The sequence below is a fragment of the Streptomyces herbicida genome (assembly GCF_032656585.1).
In the GTDB taxonomy this organism is placed as follows: Bacteria; Actinomycetota; Actinomycetes; order Streptomycetales; family Streptomycetaceae; genus Streptomyces; species Streptomyces herbicida.
Map to the genome: position 1 here is coordinate 38,615 of NZ_JAUYWJ010000008.1, position 20,412 is coordinate 59,026.

Annotated in this window: 20 protein-coding genes and 1 pseudogene; 7 read left to right on the plus strand and 14 right to left on the minus strand. The window is 69.4% G+C overall.

Features of this window, described 5'->3' with window-relative positions; all coding sequences use genetic code 11:
- Positions 1-53: 53 nt before the first annotated feature.
- Together Q8A52_RS18055 and Q8A52_RS18060 are read right to left on the minus strand one after the other, a co-directional pair.
- The gene (locus Q8A52_RS18055; RefSeq protein ID WP_316753329.1) at positions 54-590 is read right to left on the minus strand and encodes a TetR/AcrR family transcriptional regulator; all 537 of its coding nucleotides are present in this window, start codon (positions 588-590) and stop codon (positions 54-56) included.
- Positions 590-910 (minus strand): DMT family transporter, encoded by a 321-nt coding sequence (locus Q8A52_RS18060; RefSeq protein WP_316753331.1) that lies wholly within the window; start codon positions 908-910, stop codon positions 590-592. Before Q8A52_RS18060 ends, Q8A52_RS18055 begins: the two co-directional genes overlap by 1 nt.
- Before the next feature lie 192 nt (positions 911-1,102).
- Between Q8A52_RS18060 and Q8A52_RS18065 the strand changes: the two genes are divergently transcribed.
- Both Q8A52_RS18065 and Q8A52_RS18070 read left to right on the plus strand, forming a co-directional pair.
- Complete coding sequence (locus tag Q8A52_RS18065; RefSeq protein WP_316753333.1) at positions 1,103-2,902, plus strand: endonuclease/exonuclease/phosphatase family protein; 1,800 nt, start codon at positions 1,103-1,105, stop codon at positions 2,900-2,902.
- A gap of 274 nt (positions 2,903-3,176) precedes the next feature.
- Positions 3,177-4,010, plus strand: a complete 834-nt coding sequence (locus Q8A52_RS18070; RefSeq protein ID WP_316753335.1) for an AbfB domain-containing protein — start codon at positions 3,177-3,179, stop codon at positions 4,008-4,010.
- 75 nt (positions 4,011-4,085) lie between these two features.
- On the opposite strand, the gene Q8A52_RS18075 is transcribed toward Q8A52_RS18070, so the two are convergent.
- Genes Q8A52_RS18075 through Q8A52_RS18110 form a run of 8 tightly spaced genes read right to left on the minus strand, consistent with a single transcriptional unit; the run spans position 4,086 to position 10,679 of the window.
- Entirely contained in the window at positions 4,086-4,418 is a 333-nt protein-coding gene (locus Q8A52_RS18075; protein WP_316753337.1) for a metal-sulfur cluster assembly factor, read from the minus strand.
- Positions 4,415-4,882, minus strand: coding sequence for a Fe-S cluster assembly sulfur transfer protein SufU (gene sufU / locus Q8A52_RS18080; protein ID WP_316753339.1), 468 nt, complete (start codon positions 4,880-4,882; stop codon positions 4,415-4,417). Before sufU ends, Q8A52_RS18075 begins: the two co-directional genes overlap by 4 nt.
- Before the next feature lie 19 nt (positions 4,883-4,901).
- Positions 4,902-6,158: a cysteine desulfurase gene (locus Q8A52_RS18085; RefSeq protein ID WP_316753341.1), complete on the minus strand. Its 1,257-nt coding sequence runs from the start codon at positions 6,156-6,158 to the stop codon at positions 4,902-4,904.
- Positions 6,155-6,919, minus strand: a complete 765-nt coding sequence (gene sufC, locus Q8A52_RS18090; protein ID WP_316753343.1) for a Fe-S cluster assembly ATPase SufC — start codon at positions 6,917-6,919, stop codon at positions 6,155-6,157. Before sufC ends, Q8A52_RS18085 begins: the two co-directional genes overlap by 4 nt.
- Positions 6,920-6,926: 7 nt before the next feature.
- Complete coding sequence (locus Q8A52_RS18095; protein WP_316753345.1) at positions 6,927-7,247, minus strand: non-heme iron oxygenase ferredoxin subunit; 321 nt, start codon at positions 7,245-7,247, stop codon at positions 6,927-6,929.
- Complete coding sequence (gene sufD / locus Q8A52_RS18100) at positions 7,244-8,467, minus strand: Fe-S cluster assembly protein SufD (RefSeq protein WP_316753347.1); 1,224 nt, start codon at positions 8,465-8,467, stop codon at positions 7,244-7,246. Before sufD ends, Q8A52_RS18095 begins: the two co-directional genes overlap by 4 nt.
- 59 nt (positions 8,468-8,526) lie before the next feature.
- Positions 8,527-9,948, minus strand: a complete 1,422-nt coding sequence (gene sufB, locus Q8A52_RS18105; protein WP_316753349.1) for a Fe-S cluster assembly protein SufB — start codon at positions 9,946-9,948, stop codon at positions 8,527-8,529.
- Positions 9,945-10,679: a helix-turn-helix transcriptional regulator gene (locus Q8A52_RS18110; protein WP_316753351.1), complete on the minus strand. Its 735-nt coding sequence runs from the start codon at positions 10,677-10,679 to the stop codon at positions 9,945-9,947. The genes sufB and Q8A52_RS18110 overlap by 4 nt, the downstream gene beginning before the upstream one ends.
- Positions 10,680-10,840: 161 nt before the next feature.
- On the opposite strand from Q8A52_RS18110, the gene Q8A52_RS18115 reads away from it, so the two are divergent.
- The 4 genes from Q8A52_RS18115 (at position 10,841) to Q8A52_RS18130 (ending at position 14,515) form a co-directional block, all read left to right on the plus strand.
- A complete protein-coding gene (locus Q8A52_RS18115) occupies positions 10,841-11,656 on the plus strand; it encodes an aminoglycoside N(3)-acetyltransferase (protein ID WP_316753352.1) in 816 nt (271 codons plus the stop codon).
- 31 nt (positions 11,657-11,687) lie between these two features.
- Positions 11,688-12,611: an ABC transporter ATP-binding protein gene (locus tag Q8A52_RS18120; protein WP_316753355.1), complete on the plus strand. Its 924-nt coding sequence runs from the start codon at positions 11,688-11,690 to the stop codon at positions 12,609-12,611.
- Between the two features lie 142 nt (positions 12,612-12,753).
- A complete protein-coding gene (locus Q8A52_RS18125) occupies positions 12,754-13,470 on the plus strand; it encodes an ABC transporter permease (protein ID WP_316753914.1) in 717 nt (238 codons plus the stop codon).
- Between the two features lie 34 nt (positions 13,471-13,504).
- A complete protein-coding gene (locus Q8A52_RS18130; protein ID WP_316753357.1) occupies positions 13,505-14,515 on the plus strand; it encodes a COX15/CtaA family protein in 1,011 nt (336 codons plus the stop codon).
- Between the two features lie 7 nt (positions 14,516-14,522).
- Here Q8A52_RS18130 and Q8A52_RS18135 read toward each other — a convergent pair.
- From Q8A52_RS18135 to Q8A52_RS18150, 4 genes and pseudogenes are all read right to left on the minus strand, one after another.
- Positions 14,523-15,254 (minus strand): annotated as a pseudogene (locus Q8A52_RS18135) (nucleotidyltransferase domain-containing protein); the annotation flags it as partial.
- A gap of 18 nt (positions 15,255-15,272) precedes the next feature.
- Positions 15,273-16,379, minus strand: coding sequence for an amidohydrolase family protein (locus Q8A52_RS18140; RefSeq protein WP_316753359.1), 1,107 nt, complete (start codon positions 16,377-16,379; stop codon positions 15,273-15,275).
- 97 nt (positions 16,380-16,476) lie between these two features.
- On the minus strand, positions 16,477-16,809 hold the full coding sequence (locus Q8A52_RS18145) for a hypothetical protein (protein WP_316753361.1): 333 nt from the start codon (positions 16,807-16,809) through the stop codon (positions 16,477-16,479).
- 96 nt (positions 16,810-16,905) lie between these two features.
- Entirely contained in the window at positions 16,906-17,892 is a 987-nt protein-coding gene (locus tag Q8A52_RS18150) for a heme o synthase (RefSeq protein WP_316753916.1), read from the minus strand.
- Positions 17,893-18,292: 400 nt separating this feature from the next.
- Here Q8A52_RS18150 and tkt point away from each other — a divergent pair, with 400 nt between their 5' ends.
- Positions 18,293-20,395, plus strand: a complete 2,103-nt coding sequence (tkt, locus tag Q8A52_RS18155; RefSeq protein WP_316753363.1) for a transketolase — start codon at positions 18,293-18,295, stop codon at positions 20,393-20,395.
- Positions 20,396-20,412: the final 17 nt, after the last annotated feature.

Here is a 20,412-nt window from a genome sequence, read left to right on the forward strand (position 1 = left end):
GCCGGTCGGACCGGCCCGGCCGAGTCCGGTCGAGGGACCCGCCGCGCACTGTGTCAGGGAATCACCCGCGCCAGCACCTCCCGCGCGTACTCCTCGTCATAGGCAGCCCCCGTCAGCAGCACCTGCAGACAGATCCCGTCCATCAGGGCGAGCAATGCCCGCGCGGTCACCGGGTCCGTGTGGGCGGCCAGTCGCCGGGCCGTTTCCTCCGTCCATTCGGCGGCGACGGGGCGCAGGGCGGGGCGGCGCAGGGCCGCGAGGTACAGCTCGTACTCGAGCTCGACGCCCGGGCGGTCTCCGCCGAGCCACTCCCCCAGCACCCGTGCCAGCCCCGCCGCCGGCTCGCCCCCGGTGTCGTCCAGGACGCCACTGCTCGCAAGCACCTTGGCGAAGCCCTCGTTGGTCTGGCGCAGTGCGGCGACCATCAGTTCGTCGAGGGTCGCGAAGTGGTAGGTCGTGGAGCCCAGCGGGACGTCCGCCTCCGCGGCGACGGAGCGGTGACTCAGCCCGGCGATGCCCTTCTTGCCGACGACCCGGATCGCCGCGTCGATGATCCGCTGCCGCCGCTCGGGGTCGTAGCGCCGGGGCATCAGTGCGCGCCGCCCAGGTTCAGCACCACCACGCCCCCGATGATCAGCGCGATCCCGGCGACCTTCGCCACGCCCAACCCCTCGCCGAACAGCATCAGTCCGATGACCGCGATGGTCGCGGTGCCCACCCCGGCCCAGATCGCGTAGGCCGTGCCGATCGACACGGTCTTCAGGGTCTGGGCGAGCAGAGCGAACGAAAGCACATAGCCCAGGGCCGTCAGCAGCGAGGGCCAGAGCCTGCTGAAGCCGTCGCTGTACTTCATCGCGGTCGTGGCCGCGACCTCGGCGGCTATGGCGCCGACGAGCAAGAGGTATCCCATGTGTACAAGCGTACATAACCGAACGGCCGCCGTGCACCCACACGGGTTCGACGACACGCATAGACGCCGTGCGCGGAACACACTCCGTACATCCTTCGGTAACTCTGAGCGAATAGAACTCTCCGCGACCAGTCGCTCATGTACGTCCAGGCACCAACCAGCTCCACTCAACCGCTTGTTGAAGGGACGCACATGGACAGAAAGCTCGGGCTCGCGGCCCGCGCGACAGCCGCCGGGCTGCTCGCCTCGGCCTCGCTGATGGCACTGCCGTCCGCCGCGCACGCCGCCACCTACACGATCTCCGCGATCCAGGGCACCACCCGGATCTCGCCGTACAACGGCTCGACGGTCACCACGACCGGTATCGTCACCGCGATTCGTTCCGCCGGCTCCTCGCACGGCTTCTGGATCCAGAGCGTGGGCGGCGACGGCAACGCGGCGACCAGTGACGCGATCTTCGTCTACACGGGGTCCGGCACGCCGAACACGGCGGTCGGCAACAGCATCACGGTCACCGGCAGGGTCTCCGAGTACTACCCCGACTCCTCCGGCGGCAGCCAGTCGCTCACCGAGCTGGGCAGCGCGAGCTGGACCACCAACTCGACCGGGAACGCCCTTCCCGCGGCCGTCACGATCAGCGACGCGACCGTCCCGGCCACCTACACCCGCACCAACAACGGCGGTTCGATCAACTCGTTCACGCTGGCCCCGACGACCTACGCCCTGGACTACTACGAGTCCCTGGAGGGCATGCGGGTCAGCGTCGGCAACTCGCCGGTGGTCGGACCGGCCAACGCGTACAACGAGATGTGGGTCAATGTGAAGCCCTCGCAGGTGAACTCGGCCCGCGGCGGATCCCTGTACTCCTCCTACAGCAGCCAGAACTCCGGCCGGCTGCAGATCACCACGCTGCTGTCCTCGGCCTTCCCGAAGGGGACGGTGGGCGACACGATCTCCGGCGCCACCGGTGTCCTGGACTACAGCGCGTACGGCGGCTACTCCCTGAACGCCACCTCGCTCGGCACGCTCACCTCGGGCGGGGTCGCCAAGGAGACGACGGCGGACCAGTCGCCGGGCCAGTTGTCGGTGGCCACGTACAACGTGGAGAACCTCGACCCGACCGATCCCGCCTCGAAGTTCACCGCGCTCGCACAGGGCATCGTGAACAACCTCAAGTCGCCCGACATCGTGGCGCTGGAGGAGGTTCAGGACAACGACGGCCCTGCGGACGACGGCGTCGTCTCCGCCTCCACGACCCTCTCCACGCTGATCTCCGCGATCAGGACGGCCGGCGGCCCGACCTACTCGTACACCCAGATCAACCCGCGGAACGACGCCGACGGCGGTGAGCCCGGCGGCAACATCCGCCAAGTGCTCCTGTACAACTCCGCACGGGTGGGCTTCACCGCCCGCGGCAGCGCCACCGCCACCACCGCCAACTCGGTCACCAGCGTGGGCGGTGTGGCGCAGCTGACGTACAACCCGGGCCGGATCGCCCCGGCCAACTCGGCCTGGTCGGCCAGCCGCAAGCCACTGGCCGCGGAGTTCACCTTCGGCGGTCAGAAGTACTTCGTGATCGCCAACCACTTCGTCTCCAAGGGCGGTGACTACTCGCTGCACAGCCAGTACCAGCCGCCGGCCCGGTCGTCGGAGACCCAGCGGGGCAGCCAGGCCTCGGTGGAGAACTCGTTCGTGGACTCGATCCTGGCGGCGCAGTCGGACGCGCATGTGATCGTGCTCGGCGACCTGAACGACTTCCAGTTCTCCACCGCGGTCTCCAACCTGGAGGGCGGCGTGCTGACCGACCTGGTGGACACACTGCCGGCGTCCCAGCAGTACACGTACGTCTACGACGGCAACTCCCAGGTCCTCGACCACACCCTGGTCAGCTCGTCGATCACGTCGTACGACTACGACATCGTGCACATCAACAGCGAGTTCCCGGACCAGACCAGCGACCACGACCCGCAGGTCGTACGCATCACCCCCTGAACCAAGAGGCGGTGCGGCGGTGGCGGAGCAGTCCGGCCGGGTCGGGCCGTACTGCTCCGCTCCGTCATGGAAACGGATTTCTCTCCGGCAGGTGATCCGCTGCGCGTCGGCGGCCCCGTTGCCCGGATCACGGACGGGAGCAGGTTCAATATTCATGGAAACCGCTCGCTGAAACGGGTCCCGGTAACCCCTCGGCTCCACTAGAGTTCCACCGCTCGATCACCTCACCCTCACATCCCCGGCCGCCGCCACGGGCGCCGCTGGAGGAACACGCATGCCCGAAACCACCCCCCACCCTCCCCGGAACCAGCCATGGCAGAACGGCTGGTTCCCCGACACCTCCCGGGCTCCCGGAACCCGGAGACTCTGGCTGGCCGGTGGGCTGGCCATGGCCACGATCGTCGCCTGCGCCACCGCAATCGTGGTGAACCGCCAGGTTCCTGACGACACGACATCCCCGGTGCGGTCCGCGGCGCCCACGGACGACGGGCCCGGCCTGCTCTCGTTCGCCTCGCCGACGTCGGGTACGACCCCCGCCCCCAAGGACAAGACCGGCATGGCGTCGGTCGCGCCTCCCGCCGCCTCGGCCACCCCCACGGACCGCGACGGCAAACCGAAGTCCACGGCCTCCGCCTCGCCGTCCAAGTCGCCCGCATCACACGGCGGTTCGGGGGGCTCGGAGACCTCTTCCGCCTGGACCTCGGTCCGCTCGGTGAACTACCCCGACCGCTACTGGCACGTCGGCGGCGGCTATGTGCAGCTCGACCCGATCGGCTCCGCCTCCGCCCGCCGCGATGCCACGTTCAAGGTGGTGGACGGCCTGGCCGACGGCTCCTGCTACTCCTTCGCCACCGCCGACGGCAGCTATCTGCGGCACCGCGACTTCCTGCTGCGCGCCGAGCGCAACGACGGCTCGTCCCTGTTCCGGCAGGACGCGACCTTCTGCCCCCGCGCCTCCTCCTACTCCGGCGCGGTCATGCTGGAGTCGGTCAACTACCCCGGCCGCTTCCTGCGCCACCAGAACTTCCGGCTCAAGCTGGACCAGTACCAGTACAGCGACCTGTACCGCGCGGACTCCTCGTTCCGGCTGGTCGACGGACTGCTCTGAGGGCAAGAACAAGAACGAGAACGAGAAACGGCGAGGTCCGGGTGGACCTCGCCGTTACTGTTCGGCCGGTGGATCTCAGACGTTGAAGCCGAGCGCCCGCAGCTGCTCGCGTCCGTCATCCGTGATCTTGTCGGGGCCCCACGGCGGCATCCAGACCCAGTTGATGCGCAGCTCGTTGACGAGGCCGTCGGTGGCGGACTTGGCCTGGTCCTCGATGACGTCCGTCAGCGGGCAGGCCGCCGAGGTCAGGGTCATGTCGATCGTCGCGATGTTCGCGTCGTCGATGTGAATGCCGTAGATCAGGCCGAGGTTGACGACGTCGATGCCCAGCTCGGGGTCGACGACGTCGTACAGGGCCTCGCGGACTTCCTCCTCCGAGGCCGGCTTCGTCTCCACGGTGTCGCTCATGCCGTCTTCCTTTCGGCGTCGGCCCCGCCCAGCGCCTGGGCCGTCGCGTCCTTCCACGCCATCCAGCTGAGGAGGGCGCACTTGACCCGGGCCGGGTACTTGGAGACTCCGGCGAACGCGACCGCGTCCTCCAGAACGTCCTCCATCGCGTCGTCCGGCTCGACCTTGCCCTTGGACTGCATCAGCTCCAGGAAGGTCTCCTGGATCTTCTGCGCCTCGGCCAGCTCCTTGCCGACGAGCAGCTCGTTCAGCACGGAGGCCGAGGCCTGGCTGATGGAGCAGCCCTGGCCCTCGTACGAGACGTCACTGATCGTCGTGCCGTCGTACTTCACACGAAGGGTGATCTCGTCGCCGCAGGTCGGGTTCACATGGTGCACCTCGGCGTCGCCATCCCTCAGACCACGCCCGTGCGGGTTCTTGTAGTGGTCCAGGATGACTTCCTGGTACATCGAATCCAGCTTCATGCGATCGCTCGCCAATCCCTCAGCCGAAGAAGTTCCGGACGTGCTCCAGCCCCTCGACCAGTGCGTCGATCTCGGCCGGCGTGGAGTACAGATAGAACGACGCTCGCGTGGTCGCAGGAATTCCGTACCGCAGGCAGACCGGGCGGGCGCAGTGGTGGCCGACCCGGACCGCGATGCCCTGCTCGTCGAGGACCTGGCCCACGTCGTGCGGGTGGATGTCACCGAGCGTGAAGGAGATCGCCGCGCCCCGGTCCTCGGCCGTGGTCGGGCCGATGATCCTGAGGTCGGGGACCTCGCCCAGCTTCCGCACCGCGTACTCGGTGAGCGCGTGCTCATGGGCGAGGATCTTGTCCATGCCGATCGAGTTGAGGTAGTCGATCGCCGCGCCGAGACCGACCGCCTGGGCGATCGGGGGCGTGCCCGCCTCGAACTTGTGCGGCGCCGGGGCGTACGTCGACGAGTGCATCGACACGGTCTCGATCATCTCGCCGCCGCCGAGGAACGGGGGCAGGTCCTCGAGCAGCTCCTGACGGCCCCACAGGACGCCGATGCCGGTCGGACCGCACATCTTGTGGCCGGTGAAGGCCACGAAGTCGGCCTGCAGCGCCTGCACGTCCAGCGGCATGTGCGGGGCGGCCTGGGAGGCGTCGATGCAGACCAGCGCACCGACCTCCTGCGCTCGGCGCACTATCGCCTCGACCGGGTTGACCGTGCCCAGGATGTTGGACACCAGCACAAAGGAGACGATCTTCGTCTTCTCCGTGATGATCTCGTCGATGTTGGAGAGGTCGAGACGGCCGTCGTCGGTCAGCCCGAACCACTTCAGCTTCGCGCCCGTGCGCTGCGCGAGCAGCTGCCACGGGACGATGTTGGAGTGGTGCTCCATCTCCGTGATGACGATCTCGGTCTCGCGGTCCACGCGGTAGGGCTCGTCGGCCCAGCCCAGCATGTTCGCCACGAGGTTCAGCGACTCGGAGGCGTTCTTGGTGAAGATCACCTCGTCGCGGCTCGGCGCGTTGATGAACGCGGCGACCTTGTCGCGCGCGCCCTCGTACAGCGCCGTGGCCTCCTCGGCGAGCACATGCACACCGCGGTGGACGTTGGCGTTGTAGCGCTCGTAGTACTCGCTCAGGGCGTCGAGCACCTGGCGCGGCTTCTGCGAGGTCGCCGCGTTGTCCAGGTACACGAGCTTCTTGCCGTCGTGGACCAGTCGGTCCAGGACGGGGAAGTCCTTGCGGATCGCCTCGGTGTCGAGGAGGCCCGGCAGCTGTGTCACGCGGATACGCCACCCTTCGTGTACGACTCGTAGCCCTCGTCCTCCAGCTTGTCGGCGAGCTCGGCACCGCCGGACTCGACGATCCGCCCGCCGGAGAAGACGTGGACGAAGTCGGGCTTGATGTAGCGCAGGATGCGCGTGTAGTGCGTGATCAGCAGGGTGCCGACCTCGCCGGTCTCACGGACGCGGTTGACGCCCTCGGAGACGATGCGCAGCGCGTCGACGTCCAGGCCGGAGTCCGTCTCGTCGAGGATCGCGACCTTCGGCTTGAGCAGCTCGAGCTGCAGGATCTCGTGGCGCTTCTTCTCACCACCGGAGAAGCCCTCGTTGACGTTGCGCTCGGCGAAGGACGGGTCCATGTTGAGGCGCTGCATGGCCTCCTTGACCTCCTTCACCCAGGTGCGCAGCTTCGGCGCCTCGCCGCGGATCGCGGTGGCGGAGGAGCGCAGGAAGTTGGAGACCGAGACGCCGGGGACCTCGACCGGGTACTGCATCGCGAGGAACAGGCCCGCGCGGGCGCGCTCGTCGACGGACATCTCCAGGACGTCCTCGCCGTCGAGCAGCACGGTGCCCTCGGTGATCGTGTACTTCGGGTGACCCGCGAGCGAGTAGGCGAGGGTCGACTTGCCGGAGCCGTTGGGGCCCATGATGGCGTGCGTCTCGCCCTGCTTCACGGTGAGGTCGACGCCCTTGAGGATCTCCTTCGTGGCGTTGTCGGCCTCGACGGTGACGTGCAGGTCTCGGATTTCAAGCGTTGCCATGGGTGCCTCAGGACTCCTGGGTGAGGGAGACGAGCACGTCGTCCCCTTCGATCTTTACGGGGTATACGGGGACGGGGCGCGTCGCGGGAAGGCCGGACGGCTTGCCGGTGCGGAGGTCGAAGCTGGAGCCGTGCAGCCAGCACTCGATCTGGCAGTCCTCCACCTCGCCCTCGGAGAGCGAGACATTCGCGTGGGAGCAGATGTCGTAGATCGCGAACACCTCGCCCTCGGTCTTCACGACCGAGACCGGCGTGCCGTCGAGTTCCACCCGCTTCGGGGTGTCCTCGTCCAGCTCGCTCAGCCCACAAGCGCGTACGAAGGTGGTCATGCGACCGACGCCTCCAGCTCCTCTTCGATCTTGGCGAGCAGGCGCTCCTCGATGTCCGCGACACCGATCTGCTGGACCAGCTCGGCGAAGAAGCCACGGACGACGAGGCGGCGGGCCTCGTGCTGCGGGATGCCGCGGGCCATCAGATAGAAGAGCTGCTCGTCGTCGAAGCGGCCGGTGGCCGAGGCGTGACCGGCGCCGACGATCTCGCCGGTCTCGATCTCCAGGTTCGGCACCGAGTCGACGCGGGCGCCGTCGGTGAGGACCAGGTTGCGGTTCATCTCGTACGTGTCCGTGCCCTCGGCCTTGGCCTCGATGAGCACGTCGCCGATCCACACCGCGTGCGCGTCGTCGCCCTGGAGCGCGCCCTTGTAGACGACGTTCGACTTGCAGTGCGGGGTGTTGTGGGTGACCAGGAGGCGGTGCTCCTGGTGCTGCCCGGAGTCCGTGAAGTACAGGCCGAACAGCTCGGCCTCGGCGCCGGGGCCCGCGTAGGTGACGCGCGGGTGCAGGCGGACGAGGTCGCCGCCGAAGGTCACGACGACCGACTTGAAGGAGGCGTCCCGCCCGATGAGGGCGTTGTGCTGGGCCACGTGCACGGCCTTGTCGTCCCAGTCCTGGACGGAGACGACGGTGAGCTTCGCACCGTCGCCCAGGACGAAGTCGACGTTGGCGGCGAGCACCGCGTCACCGGTGTGGTCGATGACGACGACGGCCTCGGCGAAGGCGCCCAGCTCGATGACCTGGTGGCCGTAGGCGACCCCGCCCTGGCCGTGCACGGCGATGCGGATCGGCTCGGTGAGCACCGTCTCCTTGGGGACGGTGACCACGCCGGCCTGCTCGAACGCCGAGTACGCCTGGGCGGCCACGCGGTCCACCGGGGTGCCCGCCCTGCCGACGCGCGCGTCGTCGCGGCCGACGGTCTCGACGGTGACGCCCTCGGGGGCCTCGACGGTGACCTTCACGCCCTCGCCGTTCGCGACGGCGCTGCCGTCGTGCAGCCCGCGCAGGCGCTCCAGCGGGGTGAACCGCCACTCCTCCTCGCGGCCGTGCGGGACCGGGAAGTCCGCGACGTCGAAGGACGGGGGCGCGCTCATGCGCGTGGCGACGGTCGACTCGGCGGCCACCGCGATCTGGCCCGCGGTGGTCGAGCCCAGCGGTGGGGGTGCCCCCTGTCCGAGCGGAGTCGAGGACTTGGGGGAGTTCGGAGCCTCAGCCATGGCTGTCGTAATGCTCGCTTTCTTGCGTAAGTGGCTTGACGGGGACTGCGGGCCGGTGATTAACCGACCGCGCCCTCCATCTGCAGCTCGATCAGCCGGTTGAGCTCCAGCGCGTACTCCATCGGCAGTTCCTTGGCGATCGGCTCGACGAAGCCGCGCACGATCATCGCCATCGCCTCGAACTCGGTCAGACCGCGGCTCATCAGGTAGAAGAGCTGGTCCTCGGAGACCTTGGAGACGGTCGCCTCGTGGCCCATGGACACGTCGTCCTCGCGGACGTCCACGTACGGGTACGTGTCGGAGCGGGAGATCGTGTCGACCAGCAGCGCGTCGCAGAGCACGTTGGACTTGGAGCCCGCGGCGCCCTCGCCGATCTCGACCAGGCCGCGGTACGAGGTGCGGCCGCCGCCACGCGCCACCGACTTGGAGACGATGTTGGACGAGGTGTTCGGCGCCATGTGGACCATCTTGGAGCCGGCGTCCTGGTGCTGGCCCTCACCCGCGAAGGCGATGGAGAGGGTCTCGCCCTTGGCGTGCTCGCCCATCAGGTAGACGGCCGGGTACTTCATCGTCACCTTGGAGCCGATGTTGCCGTCGATCCACTCCATTGTCGCGCCCTCGTAGGCGACGGCGCGCTTGGTGACCAGGTTGTAGACGTTGTTCGACCAGTTCTGGATGGTCGTGTAGCGGCAGCGGGCGTTCTTCTTGACGATGATCTCGACGACCGCGGAGTGCAGCGAGTCCGACTTGTAGATCGGGGCCGTGCAGCCCTCGACGTAGTGCACATAGGCACCCTCGTCGACGATGATCAGCGTCCGCTCGAACTGGCCCATGTTCTCCGTGTTGATACGGAAGTAGGCCTGGAGCGGGATCTCCACGTGCACGCCCGGCGGGACGTAGATGAAGGAGCCGCCCGACCACACGGCGGTGTTCAGCGACGCGAACTTGTTGTCACCGGCGGGGATGACGGTACCGAAGTACTCCTTGAAGAGCTCCGGGTGCTCCTTCAGCGCCGTGTCGGTGTCCAGGAAGATGACGCCCTGCTCCTCCAGGTCCTCACGGATCTGGTGGTAGACGACCTCGGACTCGTACTGGGCTGCGACACCGGCGACGAGACGCTGCTTCTCCGCCTCGGGGATGCCGAGCTTGTCGTACGTGTTCTTGATGTCCTCGGGCAGGTCCTCCCAGGACTCCGCCTGCTTCTCCGTGGAGCGCACGAAGTACTTGATGTTGTCGAAGTCGATGCCCGAGAGGTCCGAGCCCCAGTTGGGCATGGGCTTCTTCTCGAAGAGCTTCAGGCCCTTGAGGCGCAGCTTCGTCATCCACTCCGGCTCGGACTTCTTCGACGAGATGTCCCGGACGACGTCCTCGTTCAGACCGCGCTTCGCTGCGGCACCGGCCTCGTCGGAGTCGGCCCAGCCGTATTCGTACTTGCCCAGACCCTCGAGTTCGGGGTGGGCAGTCTCCGTGGGGAGAGTCATGCGGGGTTCCTCCCGGCCGTGCTTGCAGATGCGTCAGGTGAAATCTTGGGGATGAACGTCGTGCAGACGCCGTCGCCGTGGGCGATGGTCGCCAGTCGCTGGACGTGCGTTCCGAGCAGCTCGGCGAAGATCTCCGTCTCCGCCTCACAGAGCTGGGGGAACTGCTCCGCTACGTGCGCGACCGGGCAGTGGTGCTGGCAGAGCTGCTCGCCGACCGGTGCGCTGCGCGCCGTAGCAGCGTACCCGTCGACGCTCAAGGCCTTGGCCAGGGCTTCGGCGCGCTTGTCGGGGGTGGCGCCCTCGATCGCCTTACGGTACGCGCTCGCCTGTGCCGCGATCCGGGCGCGGGCGAAGGCGGCGACCGCCTCCTGGCCGCCCTCCTGGTCGGCGATCCAGCGCAGCGCGTCCGCGGCGAGCGTGTCGTACGACTGGTCGAAGGCGTCGCGACCGCAGTCGGTGAGCGCGAAGACCTTGGCGGGACGACCGCGGGTGCGCGCGCCGTACACACGCTGTTCGCGCGCCTCCACGACATCGTCGGCAACCAACGCGTCCAGGTGGCGCCGTACGGCCGCCTGGGTCAGTCCCAGACGTCCGGCGAGCTCCGCGACGGTCGACGGGCCGTGGTCCAGGATGGACCGCGCGACGCGGTTGCGCGTCGAGCGCTCACCGGTCGCGAGCTCTTCGTGAGGAGCCCCCGTGGGGGCCTCCGGAGCCTCGCCGACGTTTTTCACAACGCCATTGTTGCGTAATTCCTCGGAGACTGACAAGCCGCGTCCGTTTCGGCGGGCGGTGCCCTGCGTCACTTAGGCATACCTAATCCGACCTGCGGAAACGATCTTTGATCGATCAAATCGGTGGCACCGGCGAGGCTCTTCGGGAACACTGCCGAACCATGCCCATCCCCGCTCCGACCGGCCCTCTTGTCACTCGCGACACGCTCGCCGCACAGCTGCGCCGACTGGGTGTCGAGACCGGCGAGACCCTGCTGGTCCACTCCTCTCTGAGTTCACTCGGCTGGGTCTGCGGCGGCGCCGTGGCCGTCGTCCGGGCACTGCTCCACGCCCTCGGCCCGGACGGCACGCTGGTCGTCCCCACCCAGTCCGGCGACCTCTCCGACCCGGCCCTGTGGGGGAACCCTCCGGTACCCCGGGAGTGGTGGGCCACGATCCGGGCCTCGATGCCCGCGTACGACCCCCTGACCACCCCCTCCCGCGGGGTCGGCGTGATCCCGGAGACCGTACGGACCTGGCCGGGCGCCCTGCGCAGCGCCCATCCGCAGACGTCCTTCGCGGCCGTGGGCCCGCACGCGGCCGGGATACTCGACGGACACGCGCCCGACTGCCGGCTCGGCGAGCACAGCCCGCTGGCCCGGCTGGAACGGCTGGGCGCCCGTGTGCTGCTCCTCGGCACCGGCTACGACACCTGCACCAGCTTCCACCTCGCCGAGTACCGGATACCGGCCCCGCGCGTCGAGGTCGGCCGGCCGGCGCCCGGCGGCGGCTGGGAATCGGTGATCGAGGTGTCGATCGACTCGGACCGGTTCGACGAGCTCGGCCACGACTTCGAGCGGGACCGGCCCGTCGTCCGCGGGAAGGCCGGGGCTGCCGACGTACGGCTGTTCCCGGTGGCGGACGCCGTCGCCTACGCGGAGAAGTGGCTGCCGCTGCACCGACCCCGTGCGGAGGAGTTCCTGCACCCGCCCGTCTGAGTGACACGGCACGTACCTAGACTCTGGACCCATGCGAAGTGAGCCCGTGGTCCAGATCCAGGCCCTGGTGAAGCGGTACGGCACAAAGACCGCGGTGAACGGCCTCGACCTGGTCGCCGAGGCGGGAGTGACCGCCGTACTCGGCCCCAACGGGGCGGGGAAGACGACCACGGTCGAGACCTGCGAGGGGTACCGGAAGCCGGATGCCGGCACGGTGCGCGTCCTGGGCCTCGACCCGGTCCGGCAGTCCGCGCTGCTGCGGCCACGCGTCGGCGTGATGCTGCAGTCCGGCGGCGTCTACTCGGGCGCGCGGGCCGACGAGATGCTGCGCCACGTGGCCAGACTGCACGCGCATCCGCTGGACGTGGACGCGCTCATCGAACGGCTGGGGCTCGGCAGCTGCGGCCGGACCTCGTACCGGCGCCTGTCCGGCGGACAGCAGCAGCGGCTCGCGCTCGCCATGGCCGTCGTGGGGCGGCCGGAGCTGGTGTTCCTGGACGAGCCGACGGCCGGCCTCGACCCGCAGGCTCGCAGGGCCACCTGGGACCTGGTGCGGGACCTGCGTGCCGACGGCGTCTCCGTGATCCTCACCACCCACTACATGGAAGAGGCCGAGCAGCTCGCCGACGACGTCGCGATCATCGACGCGGGCAGGGTGATCGCCCAGGGTGCCCCCGAGGAGCTGTGCCGCGGCGGCGCCGAGAACACCCTGCGCTTCACCGGCCGCCCCGGCCTCGACGTGAGCTCCCTGCTCAAGGCGCTGCCCGCCGACTGCACGGCCGCCGAGCTGACCCCGGGCTCCTACCGCGTGGTCGGCAAGGTCAATCCCCAGCTGCTCGCCACGGTGACCTCGTGGTGCGCCCAGCACGGCGTGATGCCGGACCGGATCTCGGTCGAGCGGCACACCCTCGAAGACGTCTTTCTCGAGCTCACCGGCAAGGAGCTGCGCTCATGATTCCGGCCAACACCCCCCTCGGCCGGGGGTCCGGGGGCTGCCCCCCGGGAAGACACAGCCCGGAGCTCACCGGCAAGGAGCTGCGCTCGTGACCACCGTGGGTGCCTACACCCCCAAGCCCGGCGCGGCCCCACTGCCCCGCATGATCGCGGCCCAGGCGGCGCTGGAGACCAGGATGCTGCTGCGCAACGGCGAGCAGCTGCTGCTGACGGTCGTGATCCCGACGCTGCTCCTCGCGCTCTTCAGCTCCGTGGACATCGTCGACACGGGCGCGGGCAAGGCCGTCGACTTCCTCGCCCCCGGCATCCTCGCTCTCGCCGTGATGTCGACCGCCTTCACCGGCCAGGCCATCGCGACCGGCTTCGAGCGCCGCTACGGCGTGCTGAAGCGGCTGGCCTCGTCCCCGCTGCCCCGCTGGGGCCTGATGGCGGCGAAGACGGCGTCCGTGCTGGTCACGGAGGTCCTCCAGGTGATCCTGCTGACGGTGATCGCCTTCGCGCTGGGCTGGTCGCCGCACGGCAACCCCCTCGCCGTCCTGCTCCTGCTGGTCCTGGGCACGGCCGCGTTCTCCGGGCTGGGCCTGCTGATGGCCGGCACGCTCAAGGCGGAGGCCACGCTGGCCGCCGCCAACCTGGTCTTCCTGCTGCTGCTCATCGGCGGCGGGGTGATCGTCCCGCTGGACAAGTTCCCGCCGGCCGCCCAGGACGTGCTGGGTCTGCTGCCCATCTCCGCGCTGTCGGACGGGCTGCGGGACGTGCTCCAGCACGGGGCCGGGATGCCGTGGGGCGACCTGGGAATCCTCGCCGTGTGGGCGGTCATGGGCCTGGCGGCGGCCGGAAAACTGTTCCGCTGGGAGTGACCCTCGTGAAAGTGTGCACAAGCGGGCGCCTACGATGGTGCACGTGCCAAAGCTGACCCGCGCCGACGCCCAGGCGGCCCTGCGCAACCCGCTCGCCTTCATCGCCGAACGCTGGACCCCGCACCCCCGGACGGTCCAGCGGGCAGCCCTCGCCGCACTCGCCATGTCGGTGATCATCGTGGTCACCGGCGGCGCCGTACGGCTGACCGGCTCGGGCCTGGGCTGCCCGACCTGGCCCACCTGCACCGACGACTCGCTGACCACCACCGGCGCGATGGGCGTCCACGGAGCCATCGAGTTCGGCAACCGGATGCTGACGTACGTGCTGTGCGCGGCCGTCGGCTGGGCGATCATCGCGGCGCGCTCGCAGAAGCCGTGGCGGCGCAGCCTCACCCGGCTCGGCTGGGCTCAGTTCTGGGTGGTCATGGGCAACGCGGTGCTCGGCGGGATCGTGGTGCTGGTCGGCCTCAACCCGTACACGGTGGCCGCCCACTTCCTGCTCTCGTCGGCGCTCATCGCCGTCGCCACGGTGATGTGGCAGCGCACCCGGGAGGGTGACGGGGCGTCGCGTCCGCTGGTCGGCAAGGCGGTCCAGCAGCTGGTGTGGTTCCTGGTCGCCGCGTCCGTCCTGCTCATCGCGGTCGGCACGGTGGTCACCGGAGCCGGCCCGCACGCGGGTGACTCCAGCGAGGTCGACCGGATCCCGATCGACTGGGAGACGGTCGCCAAGCTGCACGCGGTGCTCGCGTGGATCGTGGTGACGCTGACCTTCGCGCTGTGGTTCGTCCTGAAGGCGGTGGACGCGCCCAAGGGTCCGCTGGACCGGACCCGGGAGCTGTTCGTCGTGCTGCTGGCTCAGGGCGTGATCGGCTACGTCCAGTACTTCATGCATCTCCCCGAAGCCCTGGTCGCCCTGCACATGCTGGGCTCTTCCGTGATGTGGATCTGGGTGCTGCGCGTGCTGCTGTCGCTGCGCGAGCGTCCCGACGTGACGGCGGACCTGCCCGGTCCCACGGCAGAGGCGCCGGTCGGCACGCGCGCGTGAGGCATCCGTACGCCGTCACGAGTGCGTCGATGGCCGGTCCCAGGTAGCTCCGGGTCAGCTCGCCCCGGCGAGCCGTCCACTCCGCGTTCGACGGATGGGGGTCCGCGTATCTGCGGCGCCTGATGTCCGCGACCACCTCGGCGGGCGCGCCGAGGCCGGGCAGCAGATCGAGGGACTCACGCTTGGAGATCAGCCGGCCCTCGCGCAGGGTGACGGTCGCGCGGGCGAAGGTCATCAGTCCCAGGTCGACCCAGATGTCCTGCTTCCACAGACGTGCCTTGTCGACGGCGGGCCGCCAGAACTCCCGCTGGTCGCGCACGACGAAGTCGCCCAGCTCCCGGTCCGACACGGGTGGCAGCAGACCGGCCGGCGGCCGTCCGTGCAGCACCCGGCCGAAAGCGTGCAGCTCGCGCCGGGTGACCGGGGTGACCGTGCGCCGCAGGACATGGTCGTGCGCCCAGGTCAGGTGCTTGTGTCCGGGGTCGCCGAGCCGGTCCGCGCCCGCGTAGCTGCAGTGCAGCTTGGTGGCGAGCGGCTCGACGCGCAGGGCGCGGTGCAGGATGACGACCCTGCGTACGGTGCTCAGGGTCGCGGGGCGCTCCAGCACCGCGATGAGGTCCAGGTCGCTGCGGCCCTCCTGGTAGTCACCCCCGGCGAGGGAGCCGTGTGCCCAGACGGCGACGGGAGCTAGGGGCGCGAGACTCGTGAGGAAACGGTCGAGTAAGGCGTCGGTCTGCATGCGCCCAGTCTGTGCAGCTCAGTCCAGTCCGTACACCCGCCGGGCATTTCCGGCCGCGAGCAGGTGGGCCACGCGCTGGGCGTCCGTCAGCGACCACGCGCCCTCGGCGACCCAGCCGCCCAGCACCCGGCCCAGCGCCTCCCGGAACAACCGCGCGCCCACCACGTGCAGTTCCGGCAGGCCATGTGCTCCGCTGGAGAAGAGGATCTTGCCGAACGGGGCCAGTTCCAGGATCTCGGCGAGGATCGTCGCCGCGCGGGCGCCGGTACGGACGAGCGCGGCGCCCGAGTCGGCGAACACATGCGGGAAGACGCCCGCGAGGTGGGCGGCGTGGCGGTGGTACGGGTAGCCGTGCAGCAGGACCAGGTCCGTGCCCAGGCCCGCGGTGGCCCGCACGAAGTCCGTCAGCAGCACCGGGTCCGTACGGTCGATGCGCGCCGCTGGCTCCGCGAGACCGGCGTGCAGCTGGAGCGGCAGCCCCGAGGCGACCGCGATCCACAGCAGATGCCTGAGCAGGACCGGGTCGCTCAGCTCCCCGCCGACCCGGCGCCCCGCCAGCCAGCGGCCCGCCGCTCCCCGCACCTCCCCCGGCCCGGGCGGCTCGGGCGCCAGCCCGAGTCCGTGCCGTACCCCCGCGACGGAGGTGAAGGCGACGGCGTTCGCGGCGGCCCCGTGCACCGACTCGGCGAGGTTGGCGAGGAACGACTCGACGGTCCCGGAGGTGTCGGCGACCTGCTCGGCGAGGAGTTCCAGGCGCACGATCTCGCGCGCCTCGGCGTCACCGGCGGAGGCCATCTCGGCGGGGCCGGTGAGGTCCCCGGGCAGCCCCGTGTCGACCAGATAGGTCGTGATCCCGCTGCCGCGCAGCAGCCTGCGGCCCACCTCCGCCACGCCCAGTTCACGGCGCCGGGCGAGATAGCGGGCGGGCGGGCAGTGCGGCTCCAGGCCGAGCAGCGGCGGGCACCAGCGGCGTACGGCGAAGCCCGTCTGGGTGTCGAAAAGCGTGGTACCGGGGGCAGGCGGCCCCTCGGTCCGGGCGAGCTGGGCCTCGAACGTGCCGAGTCCCAGCTCCGTCTTCAGCACGCCGTGGCAGTACTGGTCCACCAGGGACGGTGTTTCGATCATCCGGGCTCCCCGTGTGACTGGACCTCGTCCTCTTTCAGGTCCTAACGGGTGAACCGGGTGTCAGGTGTTGCTCGGAGCTCCGGGGGTTGCCGGGAGCTCAGCCGTTGCTCGGACCGCCGACCTGGATTCCGGCCATCCGCTTCCACTCGTAGGGGCCCGTCTTCACCTTGGCGGCGAACTCGCCGTCGAACGCCTCGTGGACGGTGATCCCGGACTTCTGCACGGCCTTCTCGGCGATCTCGTACGAGGGCGCCACCAGGTCGCCCCAGCCGCCGTCCTCGCCGACGAGCACGATCCGGGCGCCGCGCTCACCGATGTAGGCCACCTGACCCTCGGCACCGCCGTGCGCCTTGGAGAAGGCGCTGATCTGCTGCGCGAGCCGCGCCACCTTGCGCTCGGCCTTCGAGTCAACCTGCTGCGTGTCTGCCATGGTCAGGATGCTACCGACGGGTAGATCAAACGGCGACGGGCGGGGTGCGTGGCCTTGACCACGCTCCCCGCCCACCGAAGGGGCAGTGCGGAGCGGCTACCGCAGGAAGGGGTCCACCGCCACCGCGACGAACAGCAGCGACACATAGGTGATGGACCAGTGGAACAGCCGCATCTCCTTCAGCTTCACGCCGGTCACCTCGGCCTTCGCGCGGTTCTGCAGGGCGTGCGCCTCCCAGAGCCACCAGCCGCCCGCCGCCAGCGCGACCAGCGTGTAGAACCAGCCCGTGTAGCCGAGCGGGGTCAGCAGCAGCGAGACGGCGACCATCACCCAGCTGTAGATGACGATCTGCTTGGCGACGACCTTGTTGGAAGCGACGACCGGCAGCATCGGCACGCCCACGCGCGCGTAGTCGTCCTTCACCTTCATGGACAACGGCCAGTAGTGCGGCGGCGTCCAGAAGAACATCACCAGGAACAGGATGACCGGCGCCCACGACATGGAGTTCGTGACGGAGGACCAGCCGATCAGCACCGGCATGCAGCCGGCGATGCCGCCCCACACGATGTTCTGCGAGGTACGCCGTTTGAGGATCATCGTGTAGACGACGACGTAGAAGAGGAGCGCTCCGAGCGACAGCCAGGCGGACAGCCAGTTGACGGCGAACCCGAACAGCAGCGTCGAGACGACGGCCAGCGTGATGCCGAAGGCGAGGCACTCGCGCGGGCTGACCATGCCGGTCACCAGCGGACGCTGCGACGTACGGTCCATGAGCGCGTCGATGTCACGGTCGATGTACATGTTCAGCGCGTTGGCGCCGCCGGCGGAGAGGTAACCGCCGATGCACGTGAGCAGCACCAGGCCGAGGTCGGGCACGCCCTGCTGCGCGAGGAACATCACCGGAACGGTGGTGATCAGCAGCAGCTCGATGATCCGCGGCTTGGTCAGCGCCACGAAAGCCTTCACACGGGCCCCGAACGGCCGGTGGCTCGGGCTCTGGCTCGCACCGAGCTCCCCCACAGCCTTGAAGGCGTGGGAGGTGCCCCCACCCGCTGGACGGGATTCGACGGCCGTCACGCACACCCCTGACAGAGACATCCCAGCGAGCCTCCCCATGTGAAGTCCGGGTAAAGGCTCGCGCGTACCACGCCACTGTAGACGTTGCCCATACCTCGTCCTTCGCGGGGGTGGGTTCGTGTTGGCGGGGGGCGTTCACCGGCTGCTCAGGGGCCCGCTCATCGGTCGTACTGAGGCTCGATTGAGCAGTCAGATGAGCGGCTCCGTATTCATGTGCCGAATGCGATCCGGAGTGGTCGGGAGGCGGATCCCCTTAAGGCCCGGCAGTCTGGAATGGCTCGAAAAAATGCACGTCTTCACGGGGGTAGGCTCAGCAAAGGCCGGTGGGCACCCAGTGCACCGGCAGCCGGTGGGCGCGCGCCCGGAAGACCGGCGACCGACATGTGGAGAGGAGCCCTGACTCAGGGTGAGCACCAAGCCGACCACCACAGACCTCGAGTGGACCGAGCTGGACCAGCGGGCCGTGGACACCGCCCGCGTCCTGGCCGCCGACGCCGTACAGAAGGTCGGCAACGGCCATCCCGGTACGGCGATGAGCCTGGCTCCGGCCGCCTACACCCTCTTCCAGAAGGTGATGCGGCACGACCCGGCCGATCCCGAGTGGGTCGGGCGCGACCGTTTCGTGCTGTCCGCCGGCCACTCGTCCCTGACCCTCTACACGCAGCTCTACCTGGCCGGCTTCGGCCTGGAGCTGGACGACCTGAAGTCCTTCCGCACCTGGGGCTCGAAGACCCCGGGCCACCCGGAGTACGGGCACACCAAGGGCGTCGAGACGACGACCGGCCCGCTCGGCCAGGGTGTCGCCAACGCGGTGGGCATGGCGATGGCCGCCCGTTACGAGCGTGGTCTGTTCGACCCGGACACCCCGCAGGGTGAGTCCCCCTTCGACCACTTCGTGTACGTCATCGCGGGTGACGGCTGCCTCCAGGAGGGCATCTCCGCCGAGGCGTCCTCGCTGGCCGGCCACCAGGAGCTCGGCAATCTGATCCTGCTGTGGGACGACAACCACATCTCGATCGAGGGGGACACCGAGACGGCCGTGTCCGAGGACACCGTCAAGCGGTACGAGGCGTACGGCTGGCACGTGCAGCGCATCGCCCCGAAGCCGGACGGCGACCTGGACCCGCACGCCATCTACAACGCGATCGAGGCCGCGAAGAAGGTCACGGACAAGCCGTCCTTCATCGCGATGCGCTCGATCATCGCCTGGCCCGCGCCGAACGCGCAGAACACCGAGGCCGCCCATGGCTCGGCGCTGGGCGACGACGAGGTCGCGGCCACCAAGCGCGTCCTCGGCTTCGACCCGGAGCGGACCTTCGAGGTCTCCGACGAGGTCATCGCCCACACCCGCCAGGCCCTCGACCGGGGTGCCCAGGCGAAGGCCGAGTGGGAGAAGTCCTTCCAGCTCTGGCGCGACGGCAACACCGAGCGTGCCGCCGAGTTCGACCGCATCAGCAAGGGCGAACTGCCCACCGGCTGGGAGGAGAAGGTCCCGGTCTTCGAGCCGGGCAAGGGCATCGCGACCCGTGCCGCCTCCGGCAAGGTGCTGCAGGCGCTCGGCGCGGTCGTCCCCGAGCTGTGGGGCGGCTCCGCCGACCTCGCCGGGTCGAACAACACGACCATCGACAAGGACAGCTCGTTCCTGCCGGCGGACAACCCGCTGCCGGAGGCGAACCCCTACGGCCGCACGATCCACTTCGGCATCCGCGAGCACTCCATGGGCGCCGAGATGAACGGCATCGCCCTGCACGGCAACACCCGTATCTACGGCGGTACCTTCCTCGTCTTCTCCGACTACATGCGCAACGCGGTGCGTCTGTCGGCCCTGATGCACCTGCCGGTGACGTACGTGTGGACCCACGACTCCATCGGCCTCGGCGAGGACGGCCCGACCCACCAGCCGGTCGAGCACCTGGCCTCGCTGCGCGCCATCCCCGGTCTGAACATCGTCCGCCCGGCGGACGCCAACGAGACCGCGATCGCCTGGCGCGAGATCCTCGGCCGCTACACCAAGGAGTTCGGCAAGGGTGCTCCGCACGGCCTCGCGCTGACCCGTCAGGGCGTGCCGGTGTACGAGCCCAACGACGATGCCGCGCGCGGTGGTTACGTCCTGTTCGAGGCCGAGGGGCCTGACGGGCAGGGCGCAGCACCGCAGGTCATCCTGATCGCCACCGGTTCCGAGGTGCACGTGGCCGTCGAGGCGCGCGAGCAGCTCCAGGCCGACGGGGTGCCCACCCGAGTGGTGTCCATGCCGTCGGTGGAGTGGTTCGAGGAGCAGGACCAGGGGTACCGGGACTCGGTGCTTCCACCGTCCGTGCGGGCGCGTGTCTCGGTCGAGGCGGGCATCGGCCTCACCTGGCACAAGTACGTCGGGGACGCCGGCCGCATCGTTTCCCTGGAGCACTTCGGTGCTTCCGCCGACGGCAAGGTCCTCTTCCGGGAGTTCGGCTTCACTGCCGAGAACGTGGCCGCCAAGGCCCGGGAATCCCTCGCCGCCGCCCAGCGCTGACGCTCATATACGACACG

Coding starts and splice junctions, on each gene's coding strand:
- Q8A52_RS18055 (WP_316753329.1), bottom strand. CDS start 590: ATGCCCCGGCGCTACGACCCCGAGCGGCGGCAGCGGATCATCGACGCG.
- Q8A52_RS18060 (WP_316753331.1), bottom strand. CDS start 910: ATGGGATACCTCTTGCTCGTCGGCGCCATAGCCGCCGAGGTCGCGGCC.
- Q8A52_RS18065 (WP_316753333.1), top strand. CDS start 1,103: ATGGACAGAAAGCTCGGGCTCGCGGCCCGCGCGACAGCCGCCGGGCTG.
- Q8A52_RS18070 (WP_316753335.1), top strand. CDS start 3,177: ATGCCCGAAACCACCCCCCACCCTCCCCGGAACCAGCCATGGCAGAAC.
- Q8A52_RS18075 (WP_316753337.1), bottom strand. CDS start 4,418: ATGAGCGACACCGTGGAGACGAAGCCGGCCTCGGAGGAGGAAGTCCGC.
- sufU (WP_316753339.1), bottom strand. CDS start 4,882: ATGAAGCTGGATTCGATGTACCAGGAAGTCATCCTGGACCACTACAAG.
- sufC (WP_316753343.1), bottom strand. CDS start 6,919: ATGGCAACGCTTGAAATCCGAGACCTGCACGTCACCGTCGAGGCCGAC.
- Q8A52_RS18095 (WP_316753345.1), bottom strand. CDS start 7,247: ATGACCACCTTCGTACGCGCTTGTGGGCTGAGCGAGCTGGACGAGGAC.
- sufD (WP_316753347.1), bottom strand. CDS start 8,467: ATGGCTGAGGCTCCGAACTCCCCCAAGTCCTCGACTCCGCTCGGACAG.
- sufB (WP_316753349.1), bottom strand. CDS start 9,948: ATGACTCTCCCCACGGAGACTGCCCACCCCGAACTCGAGGGTCTGGGC.
- Q8A52_RS18115 (WP_316753352.1), top strand. CDS start 10,841: ATGCCCATCCCCGCTCCGACCGGCCCTCTTGTCACTCGCGACACGCTC.
- Q8A52_RS18120 (WP_316753355.1), top strand. CDS start 11,688: ATGCGAAGTGAGCCCGTGGTCCAGATCCAGGCCCTGGTGAAGCGGTAC.
- Q8A52_RS18125 (WP_316753914.1), top strand. CDS start 12,754: ATGATCGCGGCCCAGGCGGCGCTGGAGACCAGGATGCTGCTGCGCAAC.
- Q8A52_RS18130 (WP_316753357.1), top strand. CDS start 13,505: ATGGTGCACGTGCCAAAGCTGACCCGCGCCGACGCCCAGGCGGCCCTG.
- Q8A52_RS18140 (WP_316753359.1), bottom strand. CDS start 16,379: ATGATCGAAACACCGTCCCTGGTGGACCAGTACTGCCACGGCGTGCTG.
- Q8A52_RS18145 (WP_316753361.1), bottom strand. CDS start 16,809: ATGGCAGACACGCAGCAGGTTGACTCGAAGGCCGAGCGCAAGGTGGCG.